This window comes from Pseudarthrobacter kochi (assembly GCF_055412805.1).
In genome coordinates, this window is the sequence record NZ_JBVAYV010000007.1 from 77,520 (window position 1) to 90,494 (window position 12,975).

The following is a 12,975-nucleotide window of genomic DNA, read 5'->3' on the forward strand; positions in this document are numbered from 1 at the left end:
AGGGTTAGGCGTAGGCGTTGACCAGCCGGACGGCGCCGCCGTCGACACCCTTGGCGCCCTGCACGTAATCCGGGCCGGTCTTGACCACCGAGTCGGAGTTTTCCTCCACAGTGCCCATGACCCAGGCCGGCAGTCCGCGTTCATTGAGGCGGTTCACGGCGGCGTCAGCGGCTTCGGGGGAGACGATCGCCACCATGCCCACGCCCAGGTTCAGCGTGCGCTCCAGGTCGGCCAGCGGGACGTTGCCCAGCTCGGCCACGAGCCGGAAAATCGCCGGGAGCTGCCAGGTGGCGCGGTCCACGGTGGCCAGCAGGCCCTGCGGCAGGACCCGGGCCAGGTTGGCGGCGAGGCCGCCGCCGGTGACGTGGCTGAAGCCGTGCACGCCGTGGGCGGAGTTCACCGGGAAGGTGCGGGCCAGGTCCAGGCAGTCGGCCGCGTAGACGCGGGTCGGTTCGAGGAGTTCCTCGCCCAGCGTGCGGCTGAACTCGGAGACGTGGCGGTCCAGGGCCCAGCCGGCGTGGTTGATGACGCGGCGGACCAGGGAGTAGCCGTTGGAGTGCAGCCCGGAGGAGGCCATGCCGATCACGACGTCGCCGGCGCGGACACGGTCCGGGCCCAGGAGGTCGGCGGCTTCGACAACACCGGTGGCGGCACCGGCGACGTCGTACTCGTGCTCGCCCAGCAGCCCCGGGTGCTCGGCGGTTTCGCCACCCACCAAGGCGGTGCCGGCAACGGAGCAGGCGGCAGCGATGCCGCGCACGATGTCCGCGATGCGTTCCGGGACCACCTTGCCGCAGGCGATGTAGTCGGTCATGTACAGCGGTTCGGCGCCGACCACCACAATGTCATCGACCACCATGCCGACGAGGTCGAAGCCGATGGTGTCGTGGATGTCCATGGCCTGCGCTATCGCGACCTTGGTGCCGACGCCGTCGGTGGAGGTCGCCAGCAGCGGGCGCTTGTAGGTGAGCAGCTTCGAGACGTCGTACAGGCCGGCGAAGCCGCCGACGCCGCCAACCACCGAGGAGTTGTGGGTCGCCTTGATGGCGTCCTTCATGAGTTCTACGGCGCGGTCGCCCGCTTCGACGTCGACGCCGGCGGAGGCGTAGGTGATGCCGACGGCGTTCTGGGCGGCGTTCATGTCAGCGGCCGGGGAGGCGGGAGTCATACGGGCTCTTTCTTGTCGGCAGCAATGGAACGATCAATGCGATCGTCAGCGGTGAGCAGTTCTTCGAATTCGGCGTCCGGGCCCGGATCGCAGCCGGTGGCGCCGACTTTTTCGGCCGGATCGTCGTCGGCGCTGATGTCCGCGGCGGCCTCGGCGGCAGTCTGCGTCGCTGCGGCACCAAGGGCGGCGTCTCCGGCCGCGGGATGGCTGCCGAGATCCGTGCGTTCCAGCAGGTTCTTGCCGAGCTTGTCCGCTCCCGGGAGCTCGATCGGGTACTTGCCGGTGAAGCAGGCGGTGCACAGCCGTTCGCGCGGCTGCTGGGTGGCGCCGATCATGCCGTCCTCGGAGATGTAGGCCAGCGAATCGGCGCCGATGGCCTGGGTGATCTCCTCGACAGTGGCGCCGTTCGCGATCAGCTCTGCGCGGGAGGCGAAGTCGATCCCGTAGAAGCACGGCCACTTGACTGGCGGGGAGGAAATCTTGATATGCACGGACTTGGCGCCGGCTTCGCGGAGCATCCGGACGATCGCGCGCTGGGTGTTGCCGCGGACGATCGAGTCATCCACCACCACCACGCGCTTGCCGCGGATCACGGACTCAAGGGCGTTGAGCTTGAGCCGGATGCCGAGCTGGCGGAGGGTCTGGGAGGGCTGGATGAACGTCCGGCCCACGTAGGCGTTCTTGACGAAGCCGTGTGCGAAGGGGATGCCGGATTCCTCGGCGTAGCCCACGGCCGCGGGGGTGCCGGACTCCGGCACCGGGATGACGATGTCCGCTTCCTGGGTGTTTTCGCGGGCCAGCTGGCGGCCCATTTCCACGCGGGACTCGTACACGGAGCGGCCCGCAATGGAGGCGTCCGGACGGGCGAGGTAGACGTATTCGAAGACGCAGCCGGCCGGCGTCGCTTCGGCGAAGCGCTGGGAGCGGACGCCGTCCTCGTCGATCGCGATGAACTCGCCGGGCTCGATTTCGCGGATGAAGCTGGCGCCGACGGTGGCGAGGGCGGACTGCTCGGAGGCGACCACCCAGCCGCGCTCCAGCCTGCCCAGGCACAGCGGACGGATTCCATACGTGTCGCGGGCCGCGTAGAGGGTGCCTTCATCCATGAAGACAAAGCAGAAGCCGCCCTTGATTTTGGGCAGCAGTTCCATGGCGGTCTGTTCGAGGGACTTGCCCTCTTCGCCCTCCAGCAGGGCGGTGACGAGGGCGGTGTCCGAGGTGTTGCCCTGCTTCATTTCGCCGGTGAGCTGGCCGCCGTTGCGGTCCACGATCATGGCTTTGAGCTCGGCGGTGTTGGTCAGGTTGCCGTTGTGGGCCAGGGCCACGGTGCCGGTCGCGGTCGCGCCCAGGGTGGGCTGCGCGTTGGCCCAGTGGCTCGCGCCGGTAGTGGAATAGCGGCAGTGGCCGACGGCCAGGTGCCCGGTCAGGGTGTTGAGCGTGGTCTCGTCGAAGACCTGGGAGACGAGTCCCATGTCCTTGTAGACGTTGATCCGCTTGCCGTCGCTGGTGGCTATACCAGCCGACTCCTGACCGCGGTGCTGCAGTGCATACAGCCCGTAATAGGTGAGTTTTGCAACCTCTTCACCGGGAGCCCAGACCCCGAAGACGCCACATGCGTCCTGCGGGCCTTTTTCGCCAGAGAGAAGATCATGAGAAAGTTTTCCATCGCCGCGTGCCACTGGTCGATTATCTCACGTTGTGCGCTAGGACTTTCCCGGCGGCCGGTTTATGACCTGCGGCCCGCTCAGGCCCCCGGCTGATCCTCAGGATCGGGCACCGAATCCGGAACGGATTCGACGACGGCGCGCCTGGCCCGGCGGACGCTCAGGCGGTCCAGGATGAGCGCTGCGAGGCCGCCCAGGATGACGCCGCCCGCGCCGCACAGGATCATAAAGAAACCGAACACGGAACCGGCGTCGTAGCTTTCATCGCCCGGGAGGCCGTAGGCGAGGAACGCGGCGACGGCAAAGCCCAGGAGCCCGCCCAGGACCAGGAACGGCACGTACTTCGGCGCCCGGCGCACGGTGACCTGGCGCCGTTCGGGGACGTGCTGCTCGCCTGCGGTGCCGGAGTTTTCGGGGGTAGACATGCCGTTAAGCCTACTGCCCCGGCAGCCATTGCTACCGCCGGGGCGGCGGGAGCACACTAGGGGTTGGGGGAGGGCACGGAACAGCCAAGAGGAGCGCCATGTCAGCCTCAGCGGAGCGGATCAGGGACCAGCAACGCAGCACCTGGGATGAATTCTCCGCAGGCTGGCGAAAATGGGATGCCGAAGTGCTTGGCTGGCATGCCCCCTTCGGCGACGCCGTCATCCAGGAGGCACGGCTCCGCCCGGACTCCGCCGTCCTCGACGTTGCATCCGGCACGGGCGAACCGGGCCTCACGGCGGCAGCACTCGCACGGCGGGGCAGCGTCGTCCTACTGGACCTCTCCGAGGGGATGCTGCGGGTTGCATCGGAAAAGGCGGCCGCCCGCGGGCTGGCGAACGTGCGCACCGCCGTCGGCGACGCGGCCGCCCTGCCCTTCGGCGACAGCAGCTTCGACGCCGTCCTCTGCCGCTTCGGGCTGATGTTCTTCCCCGGAGTGTCCGCCGCGGTGGATGAGATGGTGCGTGTCGCCAAGCCGGGTGCGCGGATCAGTTCCGCCGTCTGGGGCCGGGCCGCCGAGAACCCGTGGGCCACACTGATCCTCGGCACCATCGCCCGCCATACCGAACTGCCGGTGCCGTCGACCGGCGCACCCGGGCTGTACCGCTGCGCTGCGCCGGGGTTTATGGCCCGGGTCTTCACCGAGGCGGGACTGGTCGATGTCAGCGAGCGGAAAGTCAGCACGGACCTGGTCCAGGCGTCGCCGGATCTCTACTGGGAGTTCATGACCGAGATTGCGACCACCGTGGGGGTGGGGCTGGCGAGGGCGGACCGGGAATCCCGCGAGCTGATCCGCTCCGACGTCTTCGCGCTGCTGGGCCGCTACGAACACGACGGCGCCATCAGGCTCCGTTCAACGGCCACCATCGTGGCAGGGACGCGGGCTTAACGCCGCTGGCCTAGACGCCCAGTTCTTCCTTCAGCGCGGCGACGTGGCCCTGCGCCTTGACCTGGTACCGCGCCAGTTTCACCTTGCCCTCGGGGTCCAGGACCACCGTGGAGCGGACGATGCCTTCGGTGACTTCGCCGTTGACCAGCTTCTCGCCCCAGGCGCCGTAGGCCAGCGCCACGGCGTGGTCTTCATCGGCGAGCAGCGGGAAAGTCAGCGCGAAGTCGCCGGTGAAGTGCGCCAGCGACTCGGGGGCGTCGGGGGAGATGCCCAGCACCTCGTAGCCGGAACCCTGCAGGGAGGCCAGGTTGTCGCGGAAATCGCAGGCCTCGGTGGTGCAGCCCGGGGTGGCGGCCTGCGGGTAGAAGTACACAATGACGTTCTTGCCGCGGTAGTCGGCCAGCGAGACCTTCTGCCCCGCGGCGTCCGGAAGCGTGAATTCCGGGGCGGGGGTTCCGGGCTGGAGCTTGATGGTCGGGTTGGGGCTCATGGGGATCCTTCGGGGTCTGTGGACTGAAAATGCGTTGTTCCGTGGCACAACCACCGGACCAGACCCGGTATTCCGGGGAGCCGTCAGATGGAGCCGTCAGCTAACGCCGCTGCGGAGCAGCCTTCCGCCGGGCGTACGTCCGTCGATTTCGTGTCCGCGCAGGAAGGTTCGGCGGACGACGCCGGAGAGTGCCTTGCCGTCGTACGGGGTGATGGGGTTCTTGTGCTTCAGCTTGGAGACGTCCACCACGAAGGCCTCCTCGGGCGCGAAGATGCAGAAGTCCGCGTCGTAGCCCGGGGCGAGCTGGCCCTTGGTGTTCAGCCTCGCCAGTTCGGCCGGCTTCCGGGCCATCCAGGACACCACCTGTTCCAGCGGAATGCCGCGGTGCCGGGCCTCGGTCCAGATCAGGGACAGGCCCAGCTGCAGCGAGGACACCCCGCCCCAGGCCACGGCGAAGTCGCCGTTTTCCAGGTCCTTGAGGTCCAGGGTGGACGGGGAGTGGTCCGAGACGATGCAGTCGATGGTGCCGTCCTGCAGGCCCTTCCAGAGCAGCTCCCGGTTCGAGGCCTCGCGGATCGGCGGGCAGCACTTGTACGCGGTGGCCCCGTCAGGGATTTCCTCGGCCATCAGGGTGAGGTAGTGCGGGCAGGTCTCCACCGTGAGGTGGACGCCGTCGCGCTTGGCGCTGGCGATCATCGGGAGGGCATCGGAGGAGGACAGATGCAGGATATGGGCGCGGGCGCCGGTCCAGCGGGCCCGTTCGATCACCTCGGCGATGGCCTTGTTCTCCGCGCCGCGGGGCCGGGACGCGAGGAACGTCGCGTACTGGTCACCGCCCGGGTGCGGGGCACGGTCGATCGCGCGGGAGTCCTCGGCATGGACGATCATCAGCGAATCGAAGGACTTCAGCTCGGCCAGGTCCTCCTCCAGCTCCTCGGCGTCCAGGTGCGGGAACTCGTCCACTCCGGAGTGCAGCAGGAAACACTTGAAGCCGAAGACACCCTCGTCGTGCAGAGGGCGGAGGTCCGCCTTGTTGCCGGGGACGGCACCGCCCCAGAACCCGACGTCCACGAACGCCTGGTCCCCGGCGACCTCGCGCTTGAGCTTGAGGGCGTCCACCGTGGTGGTGGGCGGGATGCTGTTGAGCGGCATGTCGATGATGGTGGTCACACCGCCGGCCGCCGCGGCCCGGGTTGCCGAGGCAAAGCCCTCCCACTCGGTGCGGCCGGGTTCGTTGACGTGGACGTGCGTGTCCACCAGCCCGGGAAGGAGGATTTCGTCGTCCGCGAGGTCGATGACCTCGGCGCCGGACAGCCCGTTGCCGAGCGGCTCGATCGCCACGATCCTGCCGCCGCGCACCCCCACCTCGCGCGGCGCGATGCCCGCCGTCGTCAGGACGCGCTGCCCCCGGATGACGAGGTCGAAGGTTTCTTCAGACATTCAGGCGCTCCCAGTCGAAGGCGGTTGCCAACGGTTCCTTGTATTCGAGGCTGATGTAGCCCTCGTAGCCGAGTTGGCGGCTGCGGGCGATCCAATCGCCGAGGGGCAGCCCGCCGGTTCCGGGGGCCCCGCGGCCGGGGCTGTCGGCGATCTGGATGTGGCCGAAGTCTTTGGCGTGCCGTTCGATGACGGCGGCGACGTCGTCACCGTTGACCGAGAGGTGGTAGAAATCGGCGAGGAGCTTGATGTTCTCCGCGCCGGTTTCCTCCTGCACGCGGGAGATGACCCGGAGGGCGTCGTCGGCCGTGAGGAGCGGGTAGCGCGGGGCGCCGCTGACCGGTTCGAGCAGCACGGTGCCGCCGATCCGGGCCACGGCAGCGGCCGCAGCCGTGAGGTTGGCGACTGCCAGCTCGTCCTGGGCCTCGGGGGTGATCCCGTCCTGCCGGTTCCCGTAGAGGGCGTTGAAGGAGGTGCAGCCGAGCCGTCCACCGATGCCAGCCACCACGTCGATGTTGTCCCTGAACTCGGAAGTACGGCCCTGCCAGGACACCAGGCCCCGGTCCCCGGCCGGCATGTCGCCGGCGTTGAAGTTCAGGCCGGCCAGCTGGACGCCCGCGTCGGTGATAGCCCGCTCGAAGCGGGCGAGCTCGGCATCGCCGGGGACGGAGGTTGCGAACGGCCACCAGAACTCGACGGCGTCAAAGCCGGCGGCCTTCGCCGCGGCAGGCCGCTCGAGGAGGGGCAGTTCGGTCAGCAGGATGGAGCAGTTCACGGAATACGTCATGGTGGGTTCTTTCCGGTGCGGGCGGGGCTGGACCAGGGCTACCCCTTCTTGGGGTCCTTGCGGGCCGCCAGGCCCACCAGCGCCCCGACGGCAATGCCGATTAGCAGGCCCGTGAACGGCTTGTCGGCGGTGGCCACGCCGATGGCGAAGCCGAGGGCCGCGCCAACCAGCATTCCGATCCACAGCGATTCGTACTTCACCCCCTCAGGCTAGCAAGCTGCGCCTAGGAGGTGCCCGACGCTCGTGTTGCCCGCGCCGCCGATGTTTGGTTCCCGGCTTGCGCGCCCACATGACTTGCTGTCCCAAAACGGGACAGCAAGTCACCGCCTGTCAATATGCTCAGCTGATTAGGCCGTCTGCGATCTCAAGAACTTCATCCAGGATGGCCAAGCCAGTTTGGGCGTCGGTTGTGCTGATATTGCACGGAGGAACCACATGGATACGGTTGAAATTCGCGAACGGGAGCAAGCCGCGGGACTTGCACGCGGCGACAAGCTGATTCATTTCCGGGCTGGAACTACCGTAGGGGGCCATTGGCTCGCGCGTTTCACGGTTCTTGACCAGCTCGATGGCCCAGAAGACCCCTGTTCCGCGCACCTCGCCCACGGACGCGTGGTTTTCCACGAAGTCGGACAGGGCCGGCCCGATGACGGTCTCACTGAGAGTCGCTGCATGTTGCACGATCTGTTCGTCCTCCATGGCGTTGATGGTGGCCACAGCGGCCGCTGTTGCCAGCGGATGGCCGGAGTAGGTCAGGCCCCCGGGGTAGACACGCTGTCCGAAAGTGGCCGCGATTTCGGGGCTGATGGCTACGCCGCCCAGCGGGACATAGCCGGAATTCACGCCTTTGGCAAACGTGAGCAGGTCCGGGACGACGTCGAAGTGCTCGATGGCGAACCACTTGCCGGTCCGTCCGAAGCCCGACATGACCTCGTCGGCGATCAGGATGATGCCGTGTCTGGTGCAGAGATCCCGCACGCCCTGAAGGTAGCCGGGCGGGGGCAGGTAGATCCCGGCGGTCCCCGGAATCGATTCGAGGATCAGCGCCGCGATGGTGGACGGACCTTCAAAACTGACCAGTTGCTCCAAATGTTCCAGGGCGCGCTGGCTTTCCTCTTCCTGCGTCGTGGAATGGAACGCGGTGCGGTACAGGTAGGGCGGGAAGAAGTGGATGGTCCCGGTGCTGGCGTGGTCACTGGCCCAGCGGCGCGGATCCCCTGTGAGGTTCACGGCGAGCTGGGTGCTGCCATGGTAGGAGCGGTAGGCCGAGAGGACCTTGTGCCGGCCGGTGTGGAGCCGGGCCATGCGGACGGCGTGCTCGTTGGCATCCGCGCCGCCGTTGGTGAAGAAGATCTTGTCCAGCTCGCCGGGGGTCCGCTCCGCGATCAGCCGGGCTGCCTCCGACCGGGCGTCATTGACGTAGCTCGGGGCGATGGTGCACAGTTTCGCGGCCTGGGCGGCGATCGCGGATACGACGGCGGGGTGCTGGTGGCCGATGTTTGTGTTGACCAGCTGGGAGGAGAAATCCAGATACTTGTTGCCCTCACCGTCCCATACATGGGATCCCTGGGCCGCGGTGATGACCATGGGGTCCAGGAGGTCCTGGGCGGACCAGGAGTGGAAGACGTGTTTGCGGTCCAGTTCGTACGCCCGACGGGCGCCTTCGGGGCCGTGCTGCAGCGGCAGGACGCCGCTGTCAAGAGTGGAAGTCATGTCAAGTGCCTTTCTGTTGTGGCGCCGGTCAGGCGTTCTGCGGGAAGCCGAGGTTGATGCCGCCGTGGCTGGGATCCAGCCAGCGGGAGGTCACAGCCTTGCCCCGGGTGAAGAACCCGACGCCCTCCGTGCCGTGGGCGTGGGTATCGCCGAACAGCGAGTTCTTCCAGCCGCCGAAGGAGTAGTAGGCCATGGGGACCGGCACAGGGACGTTGATGCCGACCATGCCCACTTCCACCTCGTTCTCGAAGCGGCGGGCCGCGCCGCCGTCGTTGGTGAAAATAGCGGTGCCGTTGCCGTAGGGGTTGGTGTTGATCAGCTCCAGGGCCTGTTCGTAGCCGTCAACCCGGACCACGGCCAGGACGGGGCCGAAGATTTCGTCCTGGTAGATGGACATGTCCGGCGTGACGTTGTCAAAGAGGGTGGGGCCGACGAAGAAGCCGTCACCTTCCGCGTCGGGGGCCACGTTGCGTCCGTCAACTACCAGCGTGGCACCGGAGGCCTCCCCGGCGTCGACGTAGCCTGCGACCTTGTCGCGGTGGACCGCCGTGACGAGCGGGCCCATGTCGCAGCCTCGAAGGCCGTCGCCGGTGCGGAGCGACCGTGTACGCTCAGCAATTTTCGCCACGAGCTCATCGGCTATGCCGCCTACGGCGAGGAGCGCCGAGATGGCCATGCACCGCTCTCCGGCCGAACCGAACCCCGCGTTCACAGCCGCGTCGGCGGCGAGGTCGAGGTCGGCGTCGGGCAGGACAATCATGTGGTTTTTGGCGCCGCCGAGGGCCTGCACACGCTTCCCGTTCGCGGTCGCGGTCTGGTAGACGTATTTGGCGATCGGCGTGGATCCGACAAAGGAGACGGCCTTGATGTCGGGGTCGCTGAGCAGGGCGTCGACAGCCACTTTGTCGCCGTGCAGGACGTTGAAGACGCCGTCCGGCAGGCCGGCTTCCTTCCAGAGTTCGGCCATCCAGTTGATGGCCGTGGGGTCCTTTTCGCTGGGCTTGATGACAACGGTGTTCCCGGCGGCGATGGCGAGTGGAAAGAACCACATGGGCACCATGGCCGGAAAGTTGAACGGGCTGATGATTGCGACCGGTCCGAGTGCCTGCCGGATGGAGTGGACATCCACATTGGTGGACGCGTTCTCCGTGTAGCTGCCCTTGAGCAGGTGCGGGATGCCGCAGGCGAACTCCACGACCTCCTGCCCCCGGGTCACTTCGCCGAGGGCGTCATCGAGGACCTTGCCATGCTCGGACGTGATGATGGCGGCCAGCTCGCCCTTGCGGGCATTGAGCAGTTCGCGGAAGGAGAAGAGGATTTGTGTGCGGCGGGCAATGGAGGTGTCCCGCCAGGCGGGGAACGCGGCCTTGGCCGCCGCGACGGCGGCGCGGCTCTCTTCGTGGCTGGCCAGGGAAACCTGGCCGGTGATCTTACCCGTCGCCGGGTTCGTCACGGGGGCAGACCGGCTGCCGGCCGGAACGTAGCTGCCGTTAATCCAGTGCTCAATGACGTTCAAGTAATTCTCCTAGTGAGAGGGACGGGCGGTGTCTTTCGTCCAGTGTGTCCGGCACGGAGTCACACCATAAGAGCCGGTGTGTAAAGAGAATTGTGGCGTGCTTTACACTTTGTAAATGTTGCCCACCGTCCGCTCAATCCTTGGCCTTCCCGTGCTGCGCGACGCAGGTCCGCAGATCCTCGGCGGCGAAGGAGCCCTGGATCACCCTGTCCGCTGGGTCCATGTCAGCGAAGTGCTCGACATTTCCGGGCTGCTGTCCGGCGGCGAGTTGGTGCTCACCACGGGTCTTGAGCTGGAGAATGCGCCAGGTCTCACGGCATCGTTTGTCCGTTCCCTGGAGGAGGCGGGAGCCTCCGGCCTGATCGTGGAAATCATCGGAAACCGAATGGGCAGCATGGCCGCCCTGCGCGCGGCCGCGCTTGGCACGGCGCTGCCCGTGATCGTCGTCGAACGGCGCGTGCGCTTCGTGCAGATTACGGAGATCGTGCACCGGATGATCGTGGCCGAGCAGTTGGAGCGCGTCGAACGGGCGCGGGACGTCCACGAAGCCTTTACCGTGCTGAGCCTGGAAAGCGCGGGGACGGAGCAAGTCGTGGAACGGGCGGCCGCCATGATCGGTGCTCCCGTGGTTCTGGAGGACCTCTCGCATCTTGTCCTCGCATATTCAGCCCGCAAGCTCCAGACCACCGAGCTCCTCGAGGACTGGGAACGGAGGTCGCGGACCACGCCGTCCGCGTCCGAGACAACGCGGAGCGGGCCCGAGGCGTGGTTGCAGACGCCGGTGGGCGTGCGCCGGCAACTCTGGGGGCGGCTCGTGGTTCCCGTGCCGCTCGAGGACGACGAGGCGGCGGCCATGGTGCTGGAACGCGCGGCGCAGACTCTTGCCATCAACCGGCTGGCTGAGCGGGACCGGCGCGAGCTTAGCCACCAGGCGCAGGCCGGGCTCCTCAATGCCCTGCGGCAGCCCCGCGGGCTGAGCGAGGGCGAAGCGCAGGCGCGTGCCGCCGCGCTTGGCCTCAGACGCTCGCCATACTATGTGCCGGTTGTGTTCAGGAGCGGCGGAGAAAGCTCCGGTGCCTCACCCGACCACCAGGCGCCCGGGGGAGATCCGCTCGCCGGTCAGCAGGAGGAGCGCGCACTGCTCGAGCAGCTCGCCCGTGCCCTCAAGTCCGTCTCGGGCACCGCGCTGACAGCGAGTATCCGTTCAGGCTCGGTCGGCATGATCCTGGCAATCCCGGCGAAGCAACTCGAAGATCCGATGCTCCAGCGCCTCGCTGGCGCCCTTGCCGGGGACATTCCCCCGTCCGGCCCTTCCCTGGCTGGCAGCCGGCCCCCCGGCCACGCTGAGGTGGAGTGGAGCATCGGCGTCGGCCGCCTTCGCGGTTCCCTGCTGGAGGCGGCAGCGGGTATTGACGAGGCCTCCCATGTTGCCGAAACGGCAGCGACCCTGCCGGGGGACCGCAAACCGTTCTACCGGGCGACCGACGTTCGACTGCGGGGGCTGCTGGCCCTGCTGCGCAAAGACCCCCGCGTGCAGCAGTTCGTCGAGTCCGAGCTGGCCGGTGTGCTGCACGCCGAAGCCCGGGGCGCGGAAGGCTACCTTGAGCTGCTCGGGCAGTACCTCGAGTCCGGTGGCAATAAGGCCGCCCTCGCCCGCAACGGCTACCTCAGCCGGCCGACTCTCTACGCCCGACTGGGCCGGCTTGAGGAGCTTCTCGCCGTCGACCTCGACGACGCCGAATCGAGGACCTCGTTGCATGTCGCACTCCTCCTGTACCGGCTGCGAACCCTGTGACCATCCCGATCCAGCCAGAATGCGATCATTGACGAATGGCGAAGCCCTTTACCCTGACCCAGCTTCGGTATTTCGCGGTGGTGGCAGAGCTCGAAAATATGACGGCTGCGGCCGAACGGCTGCTCGTTACCCAGTCCACCCTCTCCACCGCGATGGCCCAGCTTGAAGCCAGCCTGGCCACGCAGTTGTTTGTTCGCCTGCGGGCGCGTGGCCTGCGGCTGACGCCGTCAGGCCGGCAGTTGGCCCAGGACATCAAGGTGCTGCTGGAACATGCCGATTCCCTGTACGAGTCGGCCCGGGGGCTTGCGACGAGCCTCGTCGGCGAGCTCAAAGTCGGCGTCTTTTCGCCGCTGGCACCGTTCAGGCTCCCGGCAATTCTTCAGACCTTCGAACGCCAACATCCGGGAGTCGAGGTCTCGTTCCTCGAAGCTGACCTGGCGAGCCTGCAGACCGCCCTGCTGGAAGGGCAGTGCGATGTGGCCCTGATGTACGGCCTCGGTCTGGGCCGAGGGTTCACCAGCACCGTGCTGGAGCGGGTGCCGCCCCACGTGCTGGTCCACGCCGAGCATCCCGCAGCGTCCAGCCCCGAGCGGAGCATCGCGCTGAAGGATCTCGACGGCGAACCATCGGTGGTGCTGGACCTGCCGCACAGCCGCGAATACTACGAGCAGCTCTACGCCATCGCCGGAGTGACACCCAATGTGCGGCACCGATTCGCCGGTTATGAAACGGTCCGGTCATTTGTGGCGAAGGGCCACGGGTACGCGATGCTCAACCAGCGACTCCACAGCGACCTGACGTATTCCGGGGGACGGGTTGTGGCGCTCACCCTGACCGACGATTTCCCCCCGATCGAAGTGATGCTGGTCCGGCCGGAGGGAGTCACCCCGACCCGCAGGGCGCTCGCCTTTGAACAGACGTGCATCCGTCTTTATGGCGCCGCTCGGCACTAGCCGGGCAATGAGGGCAGCACTGGGGCCGCAAACCCCAAAATTACGCATCGACAAAATCGATTGATTCGCCAAAAACTATC

Annotated in this window: 12 protein-coding genes; 3 read left to right on the forward strand and 9 right to left on the reverse strand. The window is 67.2% G+C overall.

Annotated elements, in window-relative coordinates:
* Window positions 1–4: 4 nt before the first annotated feature.
* The 3 genes from purM to ACZY0Y_RS05950 all read right to left on the reverse strand — a co-directional run bounded on the left by purM (window position 5) and on the right by ACZY0Y_RS05950 (window position 3,257).
* Entirely contained in the window at window positions 5–1,168 is a 1,164-nt protein-coding gene (purM, locus tag ACZY0Y_RS05940) for a phosphoribosylformylglycinamidine cyclo-ligase (protein ID WP_160663460.1), read from the reverse strand.
* The gene (gene purF / locus ACZY0Y_RS05945; RefSeq protein ID WP_463885094.1) at window positions 1,165–2,847 is read right to left on the reverse strand and encodes an amidophosphoribosyltransferase; all 1,683 of its coding nucleotides are present in this window, start codon (window positions 2,845–2,847) and stop codon (window positions 1,165–1,167) included. Before purF ends, purM begins: the two co-directional genes overlap by 4 nt.
* A gap of 65 nt (window positions 2,848–2,912) precedes the next feature.
* Window positions 2,913–3,257 carry a hypothetical protein gene (locus tag ACZY0Y_RS05950; RefSeq protein WP_463885095.1) on the reverse strand — a complete coding sequence of 115 codons (345 nt, stop codon included), beginning with the start codon at window positions 3,255–3,257 and terminating at the stop codon, window positions 2,913–2,915.
* Between the two features lie 98 nt (window positions 3,258–3,355).
* On the opposite strand from ACZY0Y_RS05950, the gene ACZY0Y_RS05955 reads away from it, so the two are divergent.
* The gene (locus tag ACZY0Y_RS05955) at window positions 3,356–4,204 is read left to right on the forward strand and encodes a class I SAM-dependent methyltransferase (protein ID WP_463885647.1); all 849 of its coding nucleotides are present in this window, start codon (window positions 3,356–3,358) and stop codon (window positions 4,202–4,204) included.
* 10 nt (window positions 4,205–4,214) lie between these two features.
* On the opposite strand, the gene bcp is transcribed toward ACZY0Y_RS05955, so the two are convergent.
* The 6 genes from bcp to ACZY0Y_RS05985 form a co-directional block, all read right to left on the reverse strand.
* Complete coding sequence (gene bcp, locus ACZY0Y_RS05960; RefSeq protein ID WP_463957088.1) at window positions 4,215–4,694, reverse strand: thioredoxin-dependent thiol peroxidase; 480 nt, start codon at window positions 4,692–4,694, stop codon at window positions 4,215–4,217.
* Window positions 4,695–4,790: 96 nt separating this feature from the next.
* On the reverse strand, window positions 4,791–6,134 hold the full coding sequence (allB, locus tag ACZY0Y_RS05965; protein ID WP_463957089.1) for an allantoinase AllB: 1,344 nt from the start codon (window positions 6,132–6,134) through the stop codon (window positions 4,791–4,793).
* Window positions 6,127–6,918 (reverse strand): hydroxypyruvate isomerase family protein, encoded by a 792-nt coding sequence (locus ACZY0Y_RS05970; protein ID WP_463957090.1) that lies wholly within the window; start codon window positions 6,916–6,918, stop codon window positions 6,127–6,129. The genes allB and ACZY0Y_RS05970 overlap by 8 nt, the downstream gene beginning before the upstream one ends.
* 38 nt (window positions 6,919–6,956) lie before the next feature.
* Window positions 6,957–7,118, reverse strand: a complete 162-nt coding sequence (locus ACZY0Y_RS05975) for a hypothetical protein (protein ID WP_463885639.1) — start codon at window positions 7,116–7,118, stop codon at window positions 6,957–6,959.
* A gap of 139 nt (window positions 7,119–7,257) precedes the next feature.
* Entirely contained in the window at window positions 7,258–8,631 is a 1,374-nt protein-coding gene (locus ACZY0Y_RS05980) for an aspartate aminotransferase family protein (protein ID WP_463957091.1), read from the reverse strand.
* A gap of 28 nt (window positions 8,632–8,659) precedes the next feature.
* Window positions 8,660–10,147 carry a CoA-acylating methylmalonate-semialdehyde dehydrogenase gene (locus ACZY0Y_RS05985; RefSeq protein ID WP_463885635.1) on the reverse strand — a complete coding sequence of 496 codons (1,488 nt, stop codon included), beginning with the start codon at window positions 10,145–10,147 and terminating at the stop codon, window positions 8,660–8,662.
* A gap of 115 nt (window positions 10,148–10,262) precedes the next feature.
* Here ACZY0Y_RS05985 and ACZY0Y_RS05990 point away from each other — a divergent pair, with 115 nt between their 5' ends.
* Together ACZY0Y_RS05990 and ACZY0Y_RS05995 are read left to right on the forward strand one after the other, a co-directional pair.
* A complete protein-coding gene (locus tag ACZY0Y_RS05990) occupies window positions 10,263–11,942 on the forward strand; it encodes a PucR family transcriptional regulator (protein ID WP_463957092.1) in 1,680 nt (559 codons plus the stop codon).
* 35 nt (window positions 11,943–11,977) lie between these two features.
* A complete protein-coding gene (locus ACZY0Y_RS05995) occupies window positions 11,978–12,895 on the forward strand; it encodes a LysR substrate-binding domain-containing protein (protein WP_463957093.1) in 918 nt (305 codons plus the stop codon).
* Window positions 12,896–12,975 lie beyond the last annotated feature (80 nt).

Bases quoted from the DNA above. Each gene is read 5' to 3' on its own strand.
- purM (WP_160663460.1), bottom strand. From the start codon at position 1,168: ATGACTCCCGCCTCCCCGGCCGCTGACATGAACGCCGCCCAGAACGCC.
- ACZY0Y_RS05950 (WP_463885095.1), bottom strand. From the start codon at position 3,257: ATGTCTACCCCCGAAAACTCCGGCACCGCAGGCGAGCAGCACGTCCCC.
- ACZY0Y_RS05955 (WP_463885647.1), top strand. From the start codon at position 3,356: ATGTCAGCCTCAGCGGAGCGGATCAGGGACCAGCAACGCAGCACCTGG.
- bcp (WP_463957088.1), bottom strand. From the start codon at position 4,694: ATGAGCCCCAACCCGACCATCAAGCTCCAGCCCGGAACCCCCGCCCCG.
- allB (WP_463957089.1), bottom strand. From the start codon at position 6,134: ATGTCTGAAGAAACCTTCGACCTCGTCATCCGGGGGCAGCGCGTCCTG.
- ACZY0Y_RS05970 (WP_463957090.1), bottom strand. From the start codon at position 6,918: ATGACGTATTCCGTGAACTGCTCCATCCTGCTGACCGAACTGCCCCTC.
- ACZY0Y_RS05980 (WP_463957091.1), bottom strand. From the start codon at position 8,631: ATGACTTCCACTCTTGACAGCGGCGTCCTGCCGCTGCAGCACGGCCCC.
- ACZY0Y_RS05990 (WP_463957092.1), top strand. From the start codon at position 10,263: ATGTTGCCCACCGTCCGCTCAATCCTTGGCCTTCCCGTGCTGCGCGAC.
- ACZY0Y_RS05995 (WP_463957093.1), top strand. From the start codon at position 11,978: ATGGCGAAGCCCTTTACCCTGACCCAGCTTCGGTATTTCGCGGTGGTG.